This is a genomic window from bacterium (assembly GCA_019637795.1).
In the GTDB taxonomy this organism is placed as follows: domain Bacteria; phylum Desulfobacterota; class Binatia; order HRBIN30; family CADEER01; genus JAHBUY01.
Map to the genome: position 1 here is coordinate 186,394 of JAHBUY010000001.1, position 21,315 is coordinate 207,708.

At 70.3% G+C, this 21,315-nt stretch carries 15 protein-coding genes; 7 read left to right on the top strand and 8 right to left on the bottom strand.

The window, feature by feature from the left end; genetic code table 11:
- Positions 1 to 12: 12 nt before the first annotated feature.
- The 8 genes from KF840_00895 to KF840_00930 all read right to left on the bottom strand — a co-directional run bounded on the left by KF840_00895 (position 13) and on the right by KF840_00930 (position 10,507).
- Positions 13 to 1,614 carry a DUF3459 domain-containing protein gene (locus KF840_00895; GenBank protein ID MBX3023443.1) on the bottom strand — a complete coding sequence of 534 codons (1,602 nt, stop codon included), beginning with the start codon at positions 1,612 to 1,614 and terminating at the stop codon, positions 13 to 15.
- 32 nt (positions 1,615 to 1,646) lie between these two features.
- Positions 1,647 to 2,978 (bottom strand): AarF/ABC1/UbiB kinase family protein, encoded by a 1,332-nt coding sequence (locus tag KF840_00900; protein MBX3023444.1) that lies wholly within the window; start codon positions 2,976 to 2,978, stop codon positions 1,647 to 1,649.
- Positions 2,979 to 3,038: 60 nt separating this feature from the next.
- On the bottom strand, positions 3,039 to 3,827 hold the full coding sequence (gene larB / locus KF840_00905) for a nickel pincer cofactor biosynthesis protein LarB (protein MBX3023445.1): 789 nt from the start codon (positions 3,825 to 3,827) through the stop codon (positions 3,039 to 3,041).
- A gap of 55 nt (positions 3,828 to 3,882) precedes the next feature.
- Positions 3,883 to 4,812, bottom strand: coding sequence for a thiamine-phosphate kinase (thiL, locus tag KF840_00910; protein MBX3023446.1), 930 nt, complete (start codon positions 4,810 to 4,812; stop codon positions 3,883 to 3,885).
- A 63-nt stretch (positions 4,813 to 4,875) separates the two neighbouring features.
- Positions 4,876 to 6,699 carry a penicillin-binding protein activator gene (locus tag KF840_00915; protein ID MBX3023447.1) on the bottom strand — a complete coding sequence of 608 codons (1,824 nt, stop codon included), beginning with the start codon at positions 6,697 to 6,699 and terminating at the stop codon, positions 4,876 to 4,878.
- Positions 6,699 to 7,808, bottom strand: a complete 1,110-nt coding sequence (gene dnaJ, locus KF840_00920; GenBank protein ID MBX3023448.1) for a molecular chaperone DnaJ — start codon at positions 7,806 to 7,808, stop codon at positions 6,699 to 6,701. The genes KF840_00915 and dnaJ overlap by 1 nt, the downstream gene beginning before the upstream one ends.
- Positions 7,809 to 7,972: 164 nt before the next feature.
- Entirely contained in the window at positions 7,973 to 9,898 is a 1,926-nt protein-coding gene (gene dnaK / locus KF840_00925; GenBank protein MBX3023449.1) for a molecular chaperone DnaK, read from the bottom strand.
- Positions 9,899 to 9,943: 45 nt separating this feature from the next.
- Entirely contained in the window at positions 9,944 to 10,507 is a 564-nt protein-coding gene (locus KF840_00930) for a nucleotide exchange factor GrpE (protein MBX3023450.1), read from the bottom strand.
- A gap of 112 nt (positions 10,508 to 10,619) precedes the next feature.
- On the opposite strand from KF840_00930, the gene recO reads away from it, so the two are divergent.
- The 7 genes from recO to KF840_00965 all read left to right on the top strand — a co-directional run bounded on the left by recO (position 10,620) and on the right by KF840_00965 (position 21,312).
- Positions 10,620 to 11,399 carry a DNA repair protein RecO gene (recO, locus tag KF840_00935; GenBank protein ID MBX3023451.1) on the top strand — a complete coding sequence of 260 codons (780 nt, stop codon included), beginning with the start codon at positions 10,620 to 10,622 and terminating at the stop codon, positions 11,397 to 11,399.
- A 161-nt stretch (positions 11,400 to 11,560) separates the two neighbouring features.
- A complete protein-coding gene (locus KF840_00940) occupies positions 11,561 to 12,886 on the top strand; it encodes a glycine--tRNA ligase (protein ID MBX3023452.1) in 1,326 nt (441 codons plus the stop codon).
- Positions 12,887 to 12,974: 88 nt separating this feature from the next.
- A complete protein-coding gene (gene ppdK, locus KF840_00945) occupies positions 12,975 to 15,785 on the top strand; it encodes a pyruvate, phosphate dikinase (protein MBX3023453.1) in 2,811 nt (936 codons plus the stop codon).
- The gene (locus tag KF840_00950) at positions 15,722 to 16,618 is read left to right on the top strand and encodes a shikimate dehydrogenase (protein ID MBX3023454.1); all 897 of its coding nucleotides are present in this window, start codon (positions 15,722 to 15,724) and stop codon (positions 16,616 to 16,618) included. Before ppdK ends, KF840_00950 begins: the two co-directional genes overlap by 64 nt.
- 79 nt (positions 16,619 to 16,697) lie before the next feature.
- On the top strand, positions 16,698 to 18,395 hold the full coding sequence (gene pilB, locus KF840_00955) for a type IV-A pilus assembly ATPase PilB (GenBank protein ID MBX3023455.1): 1,698 nt from the start codon (positions 16,698 to 16,700) through the stop codon (positions 18,393 to 18,395).
- A 222-nt stretch (positions 18,396 to 18,617) separates the two neighbouring features.
- Positions 18,618 to 19,736 carry a type IV pilus twitching motility protein PilT gene (locus KF840_00960; GenBank protein MBX3023456.1) on the top strand — a complete coding sequence of 373 codons (1,119 nt, stop codon included), beginning with the start codon at positions 18,618 to 18,620 and terminating at the stop codon, positions 19,734 to 19,736.
- A 355-nt stretch (positions 19,737 to 20,091) separates the two neighbouring features.
- Positions 20,092 to 21,312: a type II secretion system F family protein gene (locus KF840_00965; GenBank protein ID MBX3023457.1), complete on the top strand. Its 1,221-nt coding sequence runs from the start codon at positions 20,092 to 20,094 to the stop codon at positions 21,310 to 21,312.
- The last annotated feature ends 3 nt before the right edge of the window (positions 21,313 to 21,315 follow it).

Consider the following 21,315-nt stretch of genomic DNA (forward strand, 5'->3'; position numbering starts at 1 on the left):
CGCCCTCCATCACTATTGGGTCACGACGATCACGCCCTCGACGGGCTGCAGCAGCAGGCGGCCGGTGACCGCCGCCTCCCGGCCGCGGGTCGAGATGACGACGTGACCATGCGCCGGCAACGACACCTCGACCGGCACCTCGCCGAAATTCAACCCCACGACCAGCCGCTGCGCGGCGTGGTCGCGCGCGTACACGAAGGCGCCGGGCGGGGCGTCGAGCACCCGCAGGGTGCCCTCGAGCAGCGCCGGCGACGTCTTCCGCCACCAGATGACGCGGCGGTAGAACGACAGCAGGGAGCGCGGGTCGTCGCGTTGCGCGGCGACGTTCACCGTCGGCCACTCCGCGCCGAGCGGCAGCCAGGGCGGCTCGGCGCTGAAGCCGGCGTGCGGCGACGCGTCCCACGGCATCGGCGTGCGCTCCGGATCGCGGCCGAGGGCGGGGAAGCGCTTGCCGACCGGATCGCAGATGCGCTCGGGTGGGATCTCGCCGTCGCGCATGCCGAGCTCCTCGCCGTAGTAGAGGAACGGCGTGCCGCGCAGGGTGAGCAGCATCAGGGCGGCGACGCGGGCGCGGGCATCGCCGTGCTCGGGATGGTCGAAGCGGGTGCGGTGGCGCGGCGCGTCGTGGCTGGACAGCACGTAGGTCGGCTGCGCGCCCGGCGGCCACAGGCGTTCCACCTCCTCGACCCGCTGACGGAACAGCTCGGCGTCCCACGGCGTCCACTGGAAGGCGAAGTTGAAGGCCAGCGGCAGCTCGTCGAGGGCGGCGCCGTGGTAGGCGGCGACCTTGGCCGGTTCGAGCAGGTAGACCTCGCCGACCATCGTGCGGTCGCCGTGCTGGTCGAGCAGGCGACGCCAGCCGCGGATGATCTCGTGCACCTCCGGGCGGTCGTGGTCCCAGACGTGCTGCTGGCCGAAGTAGTCGCGGATCGGGTGCGGATCGTCGGCGTCGGGCGGCGGGTTGTCGCGGAACTGGTCGTCCTTGATCAGCTTGTGGATGACATCGACGCGGAATCCGTCGACGCCGCGCCGCAGCCAGAAGTCGATCGCCTGCCGCATCGCCGCCACGACCGCCGGGTTGCGCCAGTTGAGATCGGGCTGCTCGGCGAGGAAGGAGTGCAGGTAGTACTGGCCGGTGGTCGGGTCGAGCGACCACGCCGGACCGCCGAAGCTGCTCACCCAGTTGGTGGGGGGGCCGCCGTCCGGGGCCGGATCGCGCCAGATGTACCAGTCGCGCCTGGCGGCGGCGCGGCTGCGGCGCGACTCGATGAACCAGGGGTGCAGGTGCGAGGTGTGGTTCGGCACCAGGTCGAGGATGACCTTCATGCCGCGGCGGTGCGCCGCGGCGAGCAGGTGGTCGAGATCGCCGAGCGAGCCGAACAGGGGATCGACGGCGGTGTAGTCGCTGACGTCGTAGCCGAAATCGAACATCGGCGACGGATTGATCGGCGTCAGCCACAGCGCGTCGACGCCGAGCGAGCGGGCCGTGCCGTCGTTGAGATAGTCGAGGCGCGCCGTGATGCCGGCGAGATCGCCCACGCCGTCGCCGTTCGCGTCCTGGAAGGAGCGCACGTAGATCTCGTAGAAGACGGCGCGCCGCCACCACTCCCGCATCGTTCCGAGCGCCTCCGTGGTCCTCTGCCGCGTCAGTCGCCGTACGCCTCCACGCACTCCCTGAACAGCCGGTGCCAGTTGGCGACCGTGCCGAGCTGCTTCAGGTAGGCGTCGAGCCCGATCAGCGCCCGCGCCAGGAACACGCGGTGACCGGGGGCTTTGAAGAGGCGGTTCTCGATGCCGATGGTGGCCACCTGCATGCCGCGCTCGAGGACGTCGTACTTCCGCGGGTCGTACTTCCTGTCGATCAGCACCGGCTCGAAGATCAGGCGCATGATGCGCAGCATCGGCGCCGGATCGTCGCCGCGGTCGAGGAAGCCGAGGCGCACCAGCGCGCTCGCCATGGCCGGCGTGTCGTTGCCCAGCATCGCCGTCGCCAGCGCGTGATAGGCGCGGCGGATCTGCTCGGGAAAGACGCGGATGCTGCCGAAGTCGAGGATCGCCAGGCGGGGGTGGAAGGTGACGAGGTAGTTCCCCGGGTGGGGATCGGTGTGCAGGGTGCCGAACTCGAAGATCTGCCGCCAGGTGACGCGGAAATACTTGATCGCCACCCAGTCCTTCGTGTCCTGGTCGATGCCCGGCTTGAGGATGTCGGCGAGCGGGTAGCCCTCGAGGCGGCTCATGGTCAGCACCCGGCGCGACGAGTACTCGGGATAGACCTCGGGGATGACGACTTCGGGGTCGTCGCGGAACATCTTCTGGAAGAGGGCGATGTTCTTCGCCTCGTTGACGTAGTCGAGTTCCTCGTGCAGGCGCTCCTCGAGCTCCTGGTAGACCTCGCGGTTGTCGATCTTCTGCTGCATGACGTCGCGGCCGATGAGCTGGAAGACCTGCAGCAGCGCCTTGATGTTGGAGAGATCCTGCTCGACGGTCTCGTCGACGCCCGGATACTGCACCTTCACCACCACCTCGGTGCCGTTCTTCAGCACCGCGCGGTGCACCTGGCCGAGCGAGGCGGCGGCGAAGGCCTGCTCGTCGAACTCGCGAAACAACTGCTCCGGGTGCTTGCCGAGCTCGCGCTTCACCTGGGCGCGGATCTCGGCGTAGGCCATCGGCGGCACCTGCGACTGCACCACCGACAGGACGCGCAGCGCCTCCGCCGGCAGCATGTCGTCGCGCATCGACAGCATCTGCACCAGCTTCATGAAGGCGCCCTTCAGTTCCTTCGAGCTCTCGACGATGCGCACCGCGTTGCGGATGTGCGTGTCGAGCAGCGCCTGCTGCCGCTTGTCCTTGGAGCGGAACGGGCTCTTCAGCGCCTCCCACACGTAGGAGGTGCCGACCGAGGTGGCCAGCTCGCCGACCTTGAGCACCCGCTTGGCGCGCCCGCGCGTCAGGCGACTCTCGTGGCGACCGGCCGGCATGCGCGGCTTATAGCCGGGCCCGCCCGCGAAGTGGAGGGCGGGCGCGCACGCGCGCGGTGCTCAGGCGCCGGAGATCGGCGGCGGCGCGTCCGCGCCGCGCTGATCGCGGTTGATCAGGGCCGCCGCGATGCCGGCGCCGAAACCGTTGTCGATGTTGACGACGGTCACGCCGGCGGCGCAGGAGTTGAGCATCGCCAGCAGCGCCGCCAGGCCGCCGAAGCTGGCGCCGTAGCCGATGCTGGTGGGGACGGCGATGAGCGGCCGATCGACCAGGCCGCCGACGACGCTCGGCAGCGCGCCCTCCATGCCGGCGACCACGATCAGCACGCTCGCCTGTCGCAGCCGATCGTGGTGGGCGAAGAGGCGGTGGATGCCGGCGACGCCGACGTCGTAGACGCGGTCCACGGCGTTGCCCATGAGCTCGGCGGTGAGCGCCGCCTCCTCGGCGACCGGCAGGTCGGCGGTGCCGGCGGCGGCGACGACGATGGTGCCGCGCCCGCCCACCGCGGTCTCCGGATGCCGCCAGGAGGCGGCGCGGGCGTGCGCGTCGTAGGTGAGCATCGGCAGCTCGGCGCACACGGCCGCCGCCGCGTCGGGATCGAGGCGGGTGACCAGCACGTTCTGCTCGCGCGCCAGCAGCGCGCGGGCGATGGCGACGATCTGCGCCGGCGTCTTGCCGGGGCCGAAGATCACCTCCGGGACGCCGCTGCGCAGCGCCCGGTGATGGTCGACCTTGGCGAACCCCAGGTCCTCGAACGGCAGGTGGCGGATCGCCTCGACCGCCGCGTCCGGCGCCAGCTCGCCACGCGCCACGCGATCGAAGATGCTGCGCAACCGCTCCGGCGTCATCGGAGCGCGATTCTCGCACGGCCCACGCCGCAGCGCGACCGGCCGCCCACGCGGGTCAGGCGAAGTGATCGAAGCCGCGCTGGCGCGGCGTGACGGGGCGGCCCGCGGCGTCGACGACGCGCACGCCGCGGTCGCGGGTGCACTCGCCGATGCGGGTGATCGGGCAGCCGAGGGCCGCGGCGGCGCGCCGCAGCGCCGGTTCGCGGCGCGGCGGCACGGCGAACAGCAGCTCGTAGTCCTCCCCGCCGGCGAGGGCGAGGGCGAGGCCGGCGCGGCGCACCGCCGGCGAGCAGGGCAGGCGCGCCAGCTCGACTCGGGCCCCGGCGCGGCTGGCGGCGCAGAGATGGCCGAGGTCCTGGAGCAGGCCGTCGCTGATGTCGATCATCGCCGACGCGATGCGGCGGCGGGCCAGCACCGCGCCGGCGGTCAGGCGCGGCGTCGGCGCGCGCCAGCGGCGCACGGCGGCGGCCGTCGCATCGCCGCGCCGCAGATGCCGCACGCCGAGGGCGGCGTCGCCGAGTCGGCCGGTGACGTAGAGCGCGTCGCCGGGCCGGGCGCCGGCGCGGGTCACTGGCCGCGGCGGCGCCACGCTCGACCAGGGCCAGCGAGGCGGAGAGCGCGCCGGCGCGCGACGGGTTGCCGCGCCGACCAGCGTCGCCCCGGCGCGCCGCGCCGCCGCCGCGACGGCGCGCGAGATCGCGACCGCGTCGGCCGCCGCGCCGCGGCGCGGCGCCGCGATCTGCAGCACGCACCAGAGCGGCGTTCCGCCCATGGCCGCCAGGTCGCTGGCATTGATCGCGAAGAGGCGGCGCCCGAGCGCGGCGGGCGTCAGCCAGGCGCGGCGGAAGTGGACGTTCTCCACCAGCGCGTCGACGGTGAGCAACAGCGTCCGCCCGCCCGGCGCCAACACGGCGCAATCGTCGCCCGGGCCGAGCCGCACGCCGCGCCCGGCGCCGGGCAGCGTCGGCAGCAGTCGCGCCAGCAGGGCGTGCTCGCCCGCCGGACGGACGCTCCGCCCTCGCCGTGGCACGGGCGGCGCCTCGCTCCCTCAGGGGGCGCTGGCGGCGCCGGCGAGCGTGTCGGCGGCCGCCGGCGCAACCGCCGCCTGCGGCGAATTGCTGGCGCGGCTGGACGCCGGGATCTCGCTGATCGTGCCGTTGCTCAGCTTGAGCAGGAAGAGCTGCCGCTGGATGCCCTGCGGCAGGATGCCGATGGTCCCCGCGGCCCCCTCGACGGTGCGCGGCGTCTGCAGGGTCTGCGCCATCTGCAGCCGGCTGCGGGCGCCGCCCTGGAGCGCGCGGGCGACCAGCATGCCGGCATCGTACGCCTGCGCCTCGAGGATCTCGGGGGTCGCGCCGCCGTACGCGCCGCGATAGGCGGCGACGAATTCCTGCGTCGCCCGCCGCGTGCTGCTGGGGAAGAAGCCGTCGACGAAGATCGCCCCGTCGAGGTCGGCCGACGCCGGGCCGAGGGCGCCGGGATCGTTCCAGCCGTTGCTGCCGAGCAGCGCGACATCGGGATGGGCGGTGCGCAACTGGCTGGCGAGCGGGATGGCGCTGTCGGCGAAGTCGGGGATGAAGACCGCCTGCAAGCCGTCGCCCTTGATCCACTTGTCGACGCTCAGCAGCTCGACATTGAACTCGCGCTGGTGCGGATCGTAGACGATCGACCCGACTACCGTGCCGCCGCGCCGCGTCACCTCGTCGCGGAACGCGGACGACAGCGCCACGCCGTAGGGATCGTTGGGATAGAGGATGCCGAAGCGGCGCAGACCCTGCCGGCCGATGGCGTACGCGGCCAGCTCGGCCGCCTGGCTGGCGGAGGTCATGGCCGGCTGCTTCACCCACTGGCCGGTGGCGCTGTCCTGCTGCGACAGCAGGATCGTCGGCACGCCGGCGGTCTCCGCGCGCGGCGCCACGACCTCGGCCACCTTGCTGCGCAGCGGCCCGATGACGGCGATGACGTTGGGATCGGTGATGAAGGCGTCGAACGCCTGCCGGCCGACCGCGGGATCGCCCTTGTCGTCGCGCACGTCGAGCTGGCCGGCGAGGGCGCCGACGCCGAGCTTGATGCCGTTCAGCGAGCGTTGGCCGTAGGAGGCGAATTCGCCGCTCAGCGGCAGGAGCACGCCGATGCGCGCCGTCGACGGCACCGGGGCCTGGGGATTCGCCCCCGGCACCGGCGGGCCCGACGGCGCCGGCATGCCCGGCCTGGGCGACGGCGGCGGCAGCGCGGCGGTGCCGGGGGCCGGCTTGGCGCCGGCGCGGCCGCCGCCCGCGCCCTGCAGGCGCTCGTCGACCAGTTGCTGCAGCGGCGGCTCGGTCAGCACCTGGCGGGCGCGCGCCAGCGAGCTCGCGTCCATGCGATCGAGCGCCTCGGCGATGTGCTGCTTGGCATCGCGCCGCTCCGCGCTGTCGGAGACCTGCCAGCCCTGCTCCCACCAGCGCAGCGCGGCCATGGTCTTGCCGCGCGCCATCTCGGCGTCGCCGCGCAGCGCATACACCTGCGGGTACTCCTTGTCCGGCAGCCGGCGCTCCATCTTGTCGAGCGCCGCCAGGCACTCGGCGTACCGGCCGCGACGATACTCGGACAGCGCCATGCGGTAGTAGGCGCGCGGCACCAGCTCGGGAAAGTCCTCGCTCGATTCGCTGTCGAGGAAGATGCCGTAGGCGCGCGCCGCCTTCTCGTAGTTGCCGAGGCGGAAGTTGTCCTCGGCCTGGCGGTAGGGCAGCGGTTGGTCTTCGAGGGGGACGGTGCGGCCGCCGCAGGCGCCGAGGACGGCGAGCAGCAGCAGGAGGCCGGCGACGCGCGCGCTCCGCCGGGCCGGCGCGCCGTTTGGGTGGCCACCGGGCCGGACGCGGAGCGAGAGCATCAGCCGAACATCTCCTTCACCTTGTCGAAGAACCCCTTGGAGATCGGATGTACCTCTTCTCCGCTCAGGCGCGCAAATTCCTCCAGCAGCTCGCGCTGCTTGGCGGTGAGCTTGCGCGGCGTCTCGACGATCACGCGCACCAGCGCGTCGCCCTGGCCGTAGCCGCGCAGGTCGGGCACGCCCTTGCCCTTGAGGCGGAAGACGTTGCCGGACTGGGTGCCGGCGGGGATCTTCATCTTCACCTTGCCGTGCGGCGTCGGCACGTCGATCTCGGCGCCGAGCGCCGCCTGGGTGATGCCGATCGGCACCTCGCAGACGATGTTGGAGCCGTCGCGGCTGAAGAGCGGGTGCTCGCGGACGTGCACGATCACGTACAGATCGCCGGCCGGACCATTGTGGTGGCCCGCCTCGCCCTCGCCGCGCAGCTTGAGGCGCGAGCCGGTATCGACGCCGGCGGGGATCTTGACGCTCAGCGCCTGCTGCGTGCGCACCGCGCCGCTGCCGCCGCAGGTGCGGCAGGGATCGCGCAGGACGCTGCCCTGCCCCTGGCACTGGCCGCAGGACTTGGCGATGCTGAACAGGCCCTGCTGGAAGCGGATCTGGCCGCTGCCCCGGCAAGCGCCGCAGGTCTCGCGCGGCGCGCCGTCGCGCGAGCCGCTGCCGCCGCAGTCCTCGCAGGTGGCCAGGCGGGGGATGCGCAGCGTCTTCTCGGCGCCGAAGACGGCCTCCTCGAAGGTGATCTCGAGATCGTAGCGGAGATCGTCGCCGCGCCGGGCGCGCGAGCGGCCGCGCCGGCCGCCGCCGAAGAAGTCGCCGAAGACCTCGCCGAAGATGTCCTCGAAACCGGCGGCGGAAAAGTCGAAGCCGCCGAAGCCGGCGCCCTGCTCGAAGGCGGCGTGTCCGAAGCGGTCGTACTGCGCCCGCCGCTCCGGGTCGCTGAGAATCTGGTAGGCCTCGGAAGCTTCCTTGAAGCGCTCCTCGGCCTTCTTGTCGTCCGGATTGCGGTCCGGGTGATGCTTGAGGGCGACCTTGCGGTACGCCTTCTTGATCTCCTCGGCGGAGGCCGTGCGCTCGATGCCGAGAACCTCGTAATAGTCGCGCTTCGCCACCACGCCTGATCCTCTGCCGACAGTACAGAAGCCCTCCCCCGAAAGTCGAGGGAGGGCTTCCGATGCTGTCAGGTGTCGGCGGTCGGCTCTCGGCCTGATGCGTCCGGCAGCATCGGGGGGATCCCCTCGCGCATGCTGAGACCGCAGAGGGCTGAGGCCGACCGCTATTTCACCTCTTCGAAATCCGCGTCGACGACGTCATCGCCGCCCTTGCCGGAGGGGCCATTGCCGCCCGGCGGTGGCGCCCCGTCGCCGCCAGGGGCGCCGCCGGCGCCGCGACTCGCGGACGCCTTGGCGTACATCGCCTCGGCGAGCTTGTGCTGCGCCTTGTTCAGCCGCTCCATGGCGCCCTGCATCTGCGTCGCGTCGTTGCCCTCGAGCGCGCTCTTGGCGTCCTTCAGCGCCTCCTCGATGGTCGCCTTGCTCGCGGCGTCGACCTCGCCGCCGTGCTCGGCGAGATTCTTCTCGGTCTGGTAGACCAGACCGTCGAGCTGATTGCGCGCCTCGACCGCCTCGCGACGCTTGCGATCCTCGTCGGCATGCTCCTCGGCGTCGCGCACCATCTGCTTGATCTCGGCCTCGTTGAGACCGCTCGAGGCGGTGATCTTGATCGACTGTTCCTTGCCGGTGCCGAGGTCCTTGGCGCTGACGTGGACGATGCCGTTGGCGTCGATGTCGAATCCGACCTCGATCTGCGGCAGGCCGCGCGGCGCCGGGGGAATGCCGATCAGGTCGAACTGGCCGAGCAACTTGTTGTCGTTGGCCATCTCGCGCTCGCCCTGGAAGACGCGGATGGTGACCGCCGACTGGTTGTCGGCCGCGGTCGAGAAGACCTGGCTCTTCTTGGTCGGGATGGTGGTGTTCTTCTCGATCAGCTTGGTGAAGACGCCGCCCAGCGTCTCGATGCCGAGCGACAGCGGCGTCACGTCGAGCAGCAGGACGTCCTTCACCTCGCCCTTGAGCACGCCGCCCTGGATGCCGGCGCCGATGGCGACGACCTCGTCCGGGTTGACGCCCTTGTTGGGCTCCTTGCCGAAGATCTTCTTCACCCGCGCCTGCACCGCCGGCATGCGGGTCATGCCGCCGACGAGCAGGACCTCGTCGACCTCGCTGGCCGAGAGCCCGGCGTCGCGCAGCGCCGTCTGGCAGGGGCCGTCGAGCCGATCGAGCAGATCGGCGCACAGCGCCTCCAGCTTGGCGCGGGTGAGCTTCATGTTGAGGTGCTTGGGCCCGCTCTGGTCGGCGGTGATGAACGGCAGGTTGATGTCCGTCTCGCTGGCGCTCGACAGCTCCATCTTCGCCCGCTCGGCCGCCTCCTTCAGGCGCTGCAACGCCATGCGATCCTTGCGCAGGTCGATGCCCTGGTCCTTCTTGAACTCGTCGGCCAGGTAGTCGATGACCCGCTGGTCGAAGTCCTCGCCGCCCAGGAAGGTGTCGCCGTTGGTCGACTTCACCTCGAAGACGCCGTCGCCGAGCTCGAGGATCGAGACGTCGAAGGTGCCGCCGCCGAGGTCGAAGACGGCGATCTTCTCGTCCTTCTTCTTGTCGAGGCCGTAGGCGAGCGCCGCCGCCGTCGGCTCGTTGATGATGCGGAGGACGTTGAGGCCGGCGACCCGCCCGGCATCCTTGGTCGCCTGGCGCTGGCTGTCGTTGAAGTACGCCGGCACCGTGATGACCGCCTCGGTGACCTTCTCGCCCAGGTAGTCCTCGGCGGTCTGCTTCATCTTCTGCAGGATGATCGCCGAGACCTCCTGCGGGCTGTACTGCTTGCCGCGGCTCTCCACCCAGGCGTCGCCGTTGTCGGCCTTGACGATCTTGTAGGGCGCCACCTTCAGCGCCTTCTGCACCTCCGGATCCTCGAAGCGGCGGCCGATCAGCCGCTTGATCGCGAACAGGGTGTTCTCGGGATTGGTGATCGCCTGCCGGCGCGCGATCTGGCCGACCAGGCGCTCGCCCGCTTCCGTGAATGCGACCACCGACGGCGTCGTGCGGCTCCCCTCGGAGTTTTCGATCACCTTCGGGTCGCCACCTTCCATGATGGCCACGCACGAGTTCGTGGTGCCCAGATCAATGCCGATTACCTTTGCCATGTAGGGGAGTCTCCTTGGCGCTGATTCCTCAGCGGCAGGCGGGAGTTAATCATCGTCCTTCGGGCTTTCAACCGGACCTCTGGCCGACACGCTCACCTTCGCCGGGCGGACGACGCGATCGTGCAGCGCGTAGCCGGGCAGGAACTGGCGCACGACGCGATTCGGCTCGGTGTCCGGCACGTGCTCGCTCGCCACCGCCTCGTGGCGGGTCGGGTCGAAGGCCTCGCCGGCCGCCTCAATGCGGGTGATGCCGTGACGCGCCAGCGCATCGAGCGCGCCCTGGAGCACCAGCCGGACGCCCTCGACGAGCGGCTGGCCGTTGCCGCCGCCCTGCGCGTGCTCGACGGCGCGCTCCAGGTTGTCGATGACGTCCGCCAGGTCGCGGGTGAGGTGGGCGGCCGCGTAGCGGACCGCTTCGGCATGATCGCGGTGGATCCGCTTCTTGTAGTTCTCGAACTCGGCGCGCTCGCGCAGGTAGAGATCGCGGAACTTCTCGGTCTCGGCCCGTTGGGCCTCGAGCTCGGCCGCCAGGCCGGCGCTCGACGGCGGGGCGGGATCGCCGCCCGCCTCGGGGGTCGCGGTGGAGTCCTTCGGTTCTTCGGATGCCATAGGGATGATGCCTCTCGAACCGACGCTCGCGGGCGATGGGGGCGTCGGGCCGGCGCAAGCTAAGCTTCGACGCTGCCTTGTCAACCGAACGGACCGATGTTTTGTTGCCGACGTGGCCGAGTCGCGCAGCAGCCGGGCCGTCGTGCTCCGCTGGCGGTCCTACGGCGAGAGCGACAAGATCGCGACCCTGCTGACCGAGGACGCCGGCAAGCTGACCGGCATCGCCAAGGGGGCGAAGAACTCGCGCCGGCGGTTCGCCAACTCGCTCGAGCCGTTGGCTCGGGTGCGGGTCCACTTCCGCCAGAAGCCCGGCGCCGGCCTCGCGTTCCTCGAGAGCTGCGAGCTGTTGGCGCCGAGCGCCGGCTTCTGCGAGCCGTCGCGCTTCGCGTACGGCAGCTACGTCGCCGAGCTGACGGATCGGATGACGGTCGAAGAGGACCCGCACCACAACGTCTTCGGCCTGCTCGAGGAGGCGCTGGCCCAGATCGAGCGCGGCCCCGCCACCAGCGCCCTCCTGCGCGCCTTCGAGCTCCAGTTGCTGGCCGCGGCCGGCTTCGAGCCCCAGCTCGACGCCTGCCATCGCTGCCGCCGCCCCTGGCGGGACGAGGAGCGGGCGTGGATCGCCACCCACCATGGCACCGTGGCCTGCGATGCCTGTCGCAGCGCCGAGGAGGCGACCGAACCGGTCTCCGGCACCGTCCTCCACCGCCTCGATCGGCTGAAGAACCTGCCCCTGGAGGCGTGTCGCGGCGTGCCGCTCGGCCCGCTCAGCGCCGACGCCGGTGTCCTCACCAGCCGGCTGCTCTCCCTGCATCTCGCCCGCCCGCTGCAATCGGTGAAGCTGATCGGGCAACTGAGCCGGCCCCCTCAACGAGACAGCGGGGCCCGGTAGCCGGGGACCACCCACGAATGGCGCGGATGGCGCGGATGCAGATCCCGACCTCAGGCGTGAAATCCGTGCAATCCGTGGTTTGTAGTCTCCGGCAGCCGTGCTAGTGGCTGGCGGCTCACCCCTCAGGCAGGCGGCACCCCGAGATGACGACCGAAGTGACGATGGAGAAGATCGTGAACCTCGCCAAGCGGCGCGGGTTCACCTTCCAGTCGAGCGAGATCTACGGCGGCCTCAACAGTTGCTGGGACTACGGTCCGCTCGGCGTCGAGCTCAAGCGCAACGTCAAGAACGCCTGGTGGCGCGACATGGTGCAGACGCGCGACGACATCGTCGGCATCGACTGCTCCATCCTCATGCACCCGAGGGTGTGGGAGGCCTCCGGCCATCTCGCCGGCTTCACCGATCCGCTGGTCGACTGCCGCGAGTGCAAGGGCCGCTTCCGCGCCGACCACATCGCCGACGCCCAGTGCCCCCTCAAGCCGAGCAAGGCGCCGGGACAGTTCGAGAAGTGCGATCTCACCGAGGCGCGGCAGTTCAACCTCATGTTCAAGACCTTCATGGGCCCGGTCGAGGAGAACGCCAGCGTCGTCTACATGCGTCCCGAGACCGCCCAGGGCATCTTCGTCAACTTCAAGAACGTCCTGACCACGGCGCGCGCCAAGATCCCCTTCGGCATCGCCCAGATCGGCAAGTCGTTCCGCAACGAGATCACGCCCGGCAACTTCCTCTTCCGGACGCGCGAGTTCGAGCAGATGGAGATGGAGTTCTTCGTCAAGCCGGGCGACGACGACCGTTGGTTCGAGTACTGGACCACGACGCGCCGCGATTGGTACGTGAGCCTCGGCATCCGGCCGGAGAAGCTGCGCCTGCGGCCGCACGCCGCCGACGAGCTGGCGCACTACGCCAAGGGCTGCGCCGACGTCGAGTACGAGTTCCCCATCGGCTGGTCGGAGCTCGAGGGCATCGCCAACCGCACCGACTTCGACCTCAAGCGCCACTCCGAGTTCAGCGGCAAGGATCTCACCTTCTTCGACGACGAGACGCGCGAGCACTACACCCCCTACGTCATCGAGCCGGCGGCCGGCGCCGACCGCGCGACGCTCGCCTTCCTGGTCGACGCGTACGACGAGGACGTCGCCGACGGCGAGGCGCGCACCGTGCTCCGCCTGCACCCGCAACTGGCGCCGATCAAGGCGGCGGTCTTCCCGCTGTTGCGCAAGGACGGGCACCCGGAAAAGGCGAAGGAGATCTACGATCTGCTGCGCCCGCACTTCGCGGTCGACTACGACCAGGCGGGCGCCATCGGCCGCCGCTACCGTCGCCAGGACGAGATCGGCACCCCGTACGGCATCACGGTCGATCACCAGACGCTGCAGGACGGGACGGTGACGCTGCGCGATCGCGACTCCATGCAGCAAGAGCGGCTGCCCATCGATCGACTCATCGGCGAGCTGGCGCAGCGCCTGGCCCGGCCGTGGAGTAGATAGCGTTTTCACACAGACACGGAGGCGCGGAGTGGCGGGGATCTCTCCGTTGCGCCGGGCCGCCGTGTGAATTCTTCTTTCGAGGCGGGACATGGGTGGACGAGTCTCCAAGAAGGTGGTCCGGGTCGCGGCCAAGCGCCCGGCGGCGACGGCGAAGGCCAAGAAGCCGGCGAAGAAACCCGCCGCGAAGCCGCGGCACGTCTACGCGTTCGGCGGCGGCAGGGCGGACGGCAATGCCGGGATGAAACACCTGCTCGGCGGCAAGGGCGCCAACCTCGCCGAGATGGCCGGGCTCGGCCTGCCGGTGCCGCCGGGGTTCACCATCTCCACGGAGGTCTGCACCTACTACTACGCCAACAACCAACACGTGCCCGCGACCCTGCGGGCCGACGTCGAGCGCCAGCTCGCGACCGTCGAACGCCTGGTCGCCAAACGCTTCGGCGACCCCAGCAATCCGCTCCTCGTCTCGGTGCGCTCCGGCGCCCGCGCCTCGATGCCGGGCATGATGGACACCATCCTCAACCTCGGCCTCAACGACGAGACGGTGCAGGGCCTGATCGCGCTGACCGGCAGCCCGCGCTTCGCCTACGACTCCTACCGCCGCTTCGTCGCCATGTACGGCGACGTCGTCCTCGGCCTGAAGCCCGAGCACAAGGACGAGATCGATCCCTTCGAGGAGATCCTCGAGCGCAAGAAGCACGCCCGCGGCGTCGCCCTCGACACCGAGCTCACCGCCGACGACCTGCGCGAGCTGGTCGCCGAGTTCAAGGCCGCGATCCGCGCCCGCCGCGGCGTCGACTTCCCCGAGAGCGCGCACGACCAGCTCTGGGGCGCCATCCGCGCCGTCTTCGGCTCGTGGATGAACGACCGCGCCATCACCTACCGCAAGCTCAACGGCATCCCCGAGGAATGGGGCACCGCCGTCAACGTCCAGGCGATGGTGTTCGGCAACCTCGGCGACGACTCCGGCACCGGCGTCGCCTTCACCCGCGATCCGGCCACGGGCGAGAACGCCTTCTACGGCGAGTACCTGATGAACGCCCAGGGCGAGGACGTCGTCGCCGGCACCCGCACGCCGCTGCCGATCCGCGAGCTCGAACGCGCCAACCCGCAGGTCTACCGCCAGTTGCTCGACATCCGCCGCGTCCTCGAGCGCCACTACCGCGAGATGATGGACATCGAGTTCACCATCCAGCAGGGCGCCCTGTACATGCTGCAGTGCCGGGTCGGGAAGCGCACCGGCAACGCCGCCATCCGCATCGCCGTCGAGATGGTCGACGAGAAGCTCATCGGCTGGAAGGACGCGCTGCTGCGCGTCGACCCCGAGCAGCTCAACCAGCTCCTGCGCCCGACCTTCCTCCCGGCCGAGAAGGCGCGCGCCGAGCGCGAGCACCGGTTGCTCGCCACCGGTCTGAACGCCGGCCCCGGCGCGGCCAGCGGGCGCGTCTACTTCAACGCCGAGGACGCCGAGGCCGCCGCGGCGCGCGGCGAGTCGGTCATCCTGGTGCGCATCGAGACCTCGCCGGAGGACATCCGCGGCATGGTGGCGGCGCAGGGCATCCTCACCGCCCGCGGCGGCATGACCAGCCACGCCGCGCTGGTGGCGCGGCAGATGGGCAAGGTCTGCGTCGCCGGCTGCGACGCCCTGCACATCGACTACCGCGCCCGCACCCTGCACGTCGACGGCCACGCCGACGTCCTGCGCGAGGGCGACGACCTGTCGATCGACGGCACCACCGGCGAGGTGTTCCGCGGCCGCATCGACACCCATCCGAGCGAGGTGGTGCGCGTGCTCATCGACCGCAGCCTCGCGCCCGAGGCCGCGCCCGTCTACCAACTGTACGCGCAGCTCATGACCTGGGCCGACAAGGCGCGCACGCTCGGCGTGCGCGCCAACGCCGACCAGCCCGACCAGAGCATCGCCGCGGTCGCCTTCGGCGCCGAGGGCATCGGCCTCTGCCGCACCGAGCACATGTTCTTCGGCGAGGAGAAGATCGGCCCGATGCGCGCGATGATCCTCGCCGACACCCTCGAGGAGCGCCGCGCCGCGCTCGCCACGCTGCTGCCGCTGCAGCGCGCCGACTTCGCCGGCCTCTTCCGCACCATGGTCGGCCGGCCGGTGACCATCCGCACCCTCGACCCGCCGCTGCACGAGTTCCTGCCGCACGAGACGGCGGAGCAGCAGGCGCTCGCCGACGAGCTCGGCATCCCGCTCGCGAAGATCCAGGAGCGCATCGCCGCGCTGCACGAGTTCAATCCCATGCTCGGCTTCCGCGGCTGCCGGCTCGGCATCGTCTACCCCGAGATCACCGAGATGCAGGCGCGCGCCATCTTCGAGGCGGCGGTCGAGGTGCAGCAGAGCGGCATGCCCGTCCACCCGGAGGTGATGATCCCGCTCGTCGGCCACGTGAAGGAATTGGCCCTGCAGGCGGCGATCGTGCGCCGCGTCGCCGCCGAGGTGATGCAGGCCAGCGGCGCCAAGCTCACCTACAACGTCGGCACCATGATCGAGATCCCGCGCGGCGCCCTCACCGCCGACGCCATCGCCGCCGAGGCCGAGTTCTTCTCCTTCGGCACCAACGATCTCACCCAGACCGCGCTCGGCGTATCGCGCGACGATGCCGGCCGCTTCCTGGTGCCGTACGTGTCGACGTACGAGATCTATCCCCGCGATCCGTTCCAGACGATCGACGAGGATGGCGTCGGGGCGCTGATCCGCATCGCCGTCGAGCGCGGCCGCGCCACCCGGCCGAAGCTGAAGATCGGCATCTGCGGCGAGCACGGCGGCGACCCGCAGTCGGTCGGCTTCTGCCACCGCGCCGGGCTCGACTACGTCTCGTGCTCGCCGTACCGCGTGCCGATCGCGCGCCTGGCGGCGGCGCACGCGGCGCTGACTCCGTGATCACCGGCCGCACACGGGTCGTCGGCATCATCGGCGACCCGGTCGCGCACAGCCGGTCGCCGGCGATGCACAACGCGGCCTTCGCCGCGCTCGGGCTGGACTGGGTGTACGTCCCGTTCCCGGTCGGCGGCGACCAGGTCGCCGCGGCGGTCGCGGCCGTGCGGGCGCTCGGCATGGCGGGCCTCAACGTGACCGTCCCGCACAAGGAGGCGGTCCTGCCCCACCTCGACGCGCTGACCCCCCTGGCGCGCCGCGTCGGCGCGGTCAACACCATCGTCAATCGCGCCGGCCGCCTGCTCGGCGACAACACCGACGTGCACGGCTTCGCCGCCACCCTGCGTCAGCAGCGGCTGCGCCTGCGCGGATGCCATGCGCTGGTCATTGGCGCCGGCGGGGCGGCGCGCGCCGTGCTGACCGCGCTCGCCGACGGCGGCGTCGGCCGCCTGACGATCGCCAACCGCACCGCCGCGCGCGCCAGCGCGCTCGCACAGCGCCTGCGCGGCATCCGGCGCGACACGGTGTCCCTGTCGGCGCTCGCCGACCCGGGGCTGCTCGGCGATGCCGCGGTGGTCGTCAACACCACCTCGCTGGGGCTGCACGACGCCAGCTTCCCCCCGCTCGCGGCGGAGGCCACGCCGCGACGCTGCCTCTTCGTCGACCTGCTCTACGGCCGCGACACGCCGTTCCTGCAGCGCGCGCGCGCCGCCGACCGCCGCGCCTGCGACGGCGCCGAGATGCTGCTGCACCAGGGAGCGCGCGCGTTCACCCTGTGGACCGGGCGGCGCGCGCCGCTGTCCGTCATGCGCGAGGTACTGAGCGAGCAGTCAAAATAGCGATTGACCGGGCACCTGACCGCCGCTACCGTCGCTCCCCGCCGCATGCGCGGCATATGACGGTGATTGTGATCGCCCCATGAGCACCAGGCTCGGAGAGCTGCTCGTCAAACGCGGGCTCATCACCTCGGCCCAACTCGACAAGGCGATCGAGCACACCGACAGCCAGGAGAACGGCGCGCTCAGCACCTCCCTGGTCGAGCTCCGCCTGTTCGGCGACGCGGAGCTCACCGCCTTCCTGCAGAAGGAGTACCGCCTGCCGCTGGTCGATCCGGCGGCGATGGAGGTGCCGCCGGAAGTGGTGCGGCTGGTACCAGCCAATCTGGCCCGTCGGCATCATCTGGTGGCGATCAGCCTGACCGGATCGACGCTGACCCTGGCGATGTCCGATCCGTCGAACCTGGTCGCCATCAACGAGGTCAAGTTCCTCACCGGCTACGACGTGAAGGTCGCCGTCGCCGCCACCGGCTCGGTGACGCAGGCGATCAACCGCCTGTACGACGAGGGCGCCGACTACAACAACGTGCTGGCGGAGGTCGAGAGCGACGACGTCGAGCTGGTGAAGACCGAGGACGACGTCGACGTCAAGGAGCTCGAGCGCGCCACCGAGGACGCGCCGGTGGTCCGCCTGGTCAACGCCATCCTCACCAGCGCGATCAAGCGGCGCGCCAGCGACATCCACCTCGAGCCGTTCGAGAAGATGTTCCGCGTCCGCTACCGCGTCGACGGCGTGCTCGAAGAGATCATGAAGCCGCCGCTCAAGCTGAAGAACGCCATCACGTCGCGCATCAAGGTCATGGCGCAGCTCGACATCGCCGAGCGCCGGTTGCCGCAGGACGGGCGCATCAAGCTCAAGTTCGGCCCCGGCCAGGACATGGACTTCCGCGTCTCGGTGCTACCGACGATCTTCGGCGAGAAGATCGTGCTGCGCCTGCTCGACAAGTCCAACCTGCAGCTCGACATGACCAAGCTGGGCTTCGAGGAGCAGGCGCTCAAGGATTTCAAGGACGCGATCTACAAGCCCTTCGGCATGGTGCTGGTCACCGGCCCGACGGGCAGCGGCAAGACCACCACGCTGTACTCGGCGCTCTCGGAGCTGAACAAGATCACCTCGAACATCTCCACCGCCGAGGATCCGGTCGAGTACAACCTGGTCGGCATCAACCAGGTGCAGATCAACGAGGACATCGGCCTCAACTTCGCCAACGCGCTGCGCTCCTTCCTGCGCCAGGACCCGGACATCATCATGGTCGGCGAGGTGCGCGACTTCGAGACCGCGGAGATCGCGATCAAGGCCGCGCTCACCGGCCACCTCGTGCTCTCCACCCTGCACACCAACGACGCGCCGTCGACCATCAACCGCCTGCTCAACATGGGCGTCGAGCCGTTCCTGGTCGCGTCGTCGGTCAACCTGGTGCTGGCGCAGCGCCTGGCGCGCCTCATCTGCGGCGCCTGCCGCGAGCCGGTCGAGATCCACCCGCAGGCGCTGATCGAGCTCGGGCTCAGCCGCGAGGACGCGCAGGGCGCGACCTGCTTCCGCGGCGCCGGCTGCCCGCAGTGCGGCGGCACCGGCTACCGCGGCCGCGTCGCCCTCTACGAGGTCATGCCGGTGAGCGAGGAGCTGCGCGACCTGGTGCTCAACGGCGCCTCCGCCACCGACATCAAGAAGACCGCCGTGTCGCTCGGCATGATGAGCCTGCGCCAGAGCGGCCTGCTCAAGCTGCGCCAGGGCCTGACCACCATCGAGGAGGTCCTGCGCGTGACCATGGCGGATTGATGCACACCGATGCCGCGGCTCAGCGACAGAAGGACACGAATGCCCACCGAGGAACACGGATGAACACCGAGGAACACAGATGAACACAAACCCCACCTCCCGCGCCCCAATGAACGCCCAATCCCTTGCCGTCAGCACGCAGCGGTGGAGTGGCGGGGCCCTGTGTTCATCGGGGGGCGGGAGGTGGGGTTTGTGTTCATCTGTGTTCCAGGGGCCGAGCGCATGAGCGACGCAGCCGAAACCTCGGTCTCCGGCGCCCCGACGCTGCAGGATTTCCTGCGCATCGTCGCCGAGAAGGGCGGCACCGACCTGCACATCACCTCGGACAGCGCGCCGGTGATGCGGGTCAACGGCGAGCTGCGGCCGCTGCCGTTCCCGCCCCTGTCGGCCAACGACACCAAGCAGCTCTGCTACAGCGTGCTCACCGAGACGCAGAAGCACCGCTTCGAGGAAGAGCAGGAGCTCGACTTCTCCTTCGGCATCCGCGGCCTCAGCCGTTTCCGCGGCAACCTGTTCCTGCAGCGCGGCGCGGTCGGCGGCGCCTTCCGCACGATCCCCTATTCGGCGCGGCCGCTGTCCGAGCTCGGCCTACCGCCGGTGGTGGGCGAGATGACCAAGCTGCCGCGCGGCCTGGTCCTGGTCACCGGGCCGACCGGCAGCGGCAAGTCGACCACGCTGGCGGCGATGATCGACAAGATCAACCACGAGCGCCACGAGCACATCATGACGCTCGAGGACCCGATCGAGTTCGTGCACCAGCACCGCAACTGCGTCGTCAACCAGCGCGAGGTCTTCGCCGACACCCACAGCTTCAACGAGGCGCTGCGCCACGTCCTGCGCCAGGATCCCGACGTCGTGCTGATCGGCGAGATGCGCGACCTGGAGACCGTGCAGTCGGCGCTGACCGTCGCCGAGACCGGCCACCTCGTGCTCTCGACCCTGCACACCAACAGCGCCGTGCAGACGATCAACCGCATCATCGACATCTTCCCCGAGCAGCAGCAGCCGCAGATCCGCGCCCAGCTCTCGCTCATCCTGCAGGCGGTGGTGTCGCAACAGCTCATCCCGCGCCAGGATGGGCGCGGCCGCGTGCTGGCGGTCGAGGTGATGATCCCCAACCCCGCCATCCGCAACCTGATCCGCGAGAACAAGATCCACCAGCTCTACTCGCAGCTCCAGGTCGGGCAGTCGAAGTTCGGCATGCAGACCATGAGCCAGTCGCTGCTCGACCTCTACACCCGCAAGCTCATCTCCTACGAAGAGGCGATGGGCCACGCCACCGAGCCCGACGAGCTGCGCCCGATGCTGGGCACGCCGTCGCGCCTGTCCCGTTCAGCGTAACCGGCCGGCCGCGCGCCCGCGCGGCCGCACCGCGCGCTGACATCGCAGCGCACGCCGGCCGATGCGCGGGCGCCGGTCGGGCGCGTCGTGCCGACCCGGCGCGCCGTGCCCCGTACCCTCGTTCGTACGGCCGCGCGGGCGCGCGGCCCGCTAGGCGATGTTGGCGCACGGACGTCCGCCGTTGCCTGCGAATGAACACATTGCAGATGACATGGCACGCGCTTCGACATGCCAGGCGATCGAGCGATGGACGCATCGTGGCACAGGCCGTGCTGTTCCTGCGGGCGCAGGCCGTCATTCGACTCCAAGTCGTTGAGAAATCGCGCACCTGCGGAACGGAGCGGAGGTCAAAAAAATGGCGATTTACCGGTGGCAGGGCGTTTCCCCGCGCGGCGAGACGATCAGCGGCGAGATGGAGGCCCCGACCCGCGACGCGGTGCTGGCGCGGCTGCGCGCCCAGCGCATCCAGCCGGTGCCGGCGAAGATCCGCGAGCGCGGCAAGGGGCTCGACCGCGAAATCGCGCTGCCCGGCCTGGGCGAGAAGGTGCGGGCCCGCGACGTCGTCGTCTTCACCCGCCAGCTCGGCACCATGATCGACGCCGGCCTGCCGATCGTGCAGTGCCTCGACATCCTCGCCGCCCAGACCGAGAACAAGAAGTTCCGCGGCATCATCCGCCAGCTCAAGGACGACGTCGAGGCCGGCTCGACCTTCACCGAGGCGCTGCGCAAGCACAACAAGATCTTCGACGACCTGTTCGTCAACATGATCTCCGCCGGCGAGGTCGGCGGCATCCTCGACACCATCCTGCAGCGCCTGTCGGTCTACATGGAGAAGTCCATGAAGCTGAAGGCGAAGATCAAGGGCGCGATGATCTACCCGGCGACCATCGTCACCGTCGCCACCGGCGTCACCGCCGTGCTCCTCATCTGGGTCATCCCGGTGTTCGCCGAGCTCTTCTCCAGCTTCGGCCAGGATCTGCCGGCGCCGACCCAGTTCGTCATCAACCTGTCGAACTTCACCATCGCCTACTTCCACTTCATGGTGATGGTGCTGATCGCCGCCGCGGTGGCGCTGCGCTACGCCTACCAGACCGAGAACGGCCGTCTGGCGATGGACCGCGGCTTCCTCGAGGCGCCGGTGTTCGGCGACCTGATCCGCAAGTCGTCGATCGCCCGCTTCACCCGCACGCTCAGCACCCTGGTGTCCTCCGGCGTGCCGATCCTCGACGCGCTGCTGATCACCGCCAAGACCTCCGGCAACAAGGTCGTCGAACGCGCCATCCTCGCCACCCGGTTGAGCATCAGCGAGGGCAACTCGATCTCCGAGCCGCTGGTGGCGAGCAAGGTGTTCCCGCCCATGGTCTGCCAGATGATCGCGGTCGGCGAATCGACCGGCGCCCTCGACGCCATGCTGCAGAAGATCGCCGAGTTCTACGAGGACGAGGTCGACAACATGGTCGCCAACCTCACCACCCTGATGGAGCCGCTGGTCATCCTCTTCCTCGGCGTCATCATCGGCGGCCTGGTGATCTCGATGTACCTGCCGATCTTCAAGCTCGGATCGGTGATCGGGTGAGCG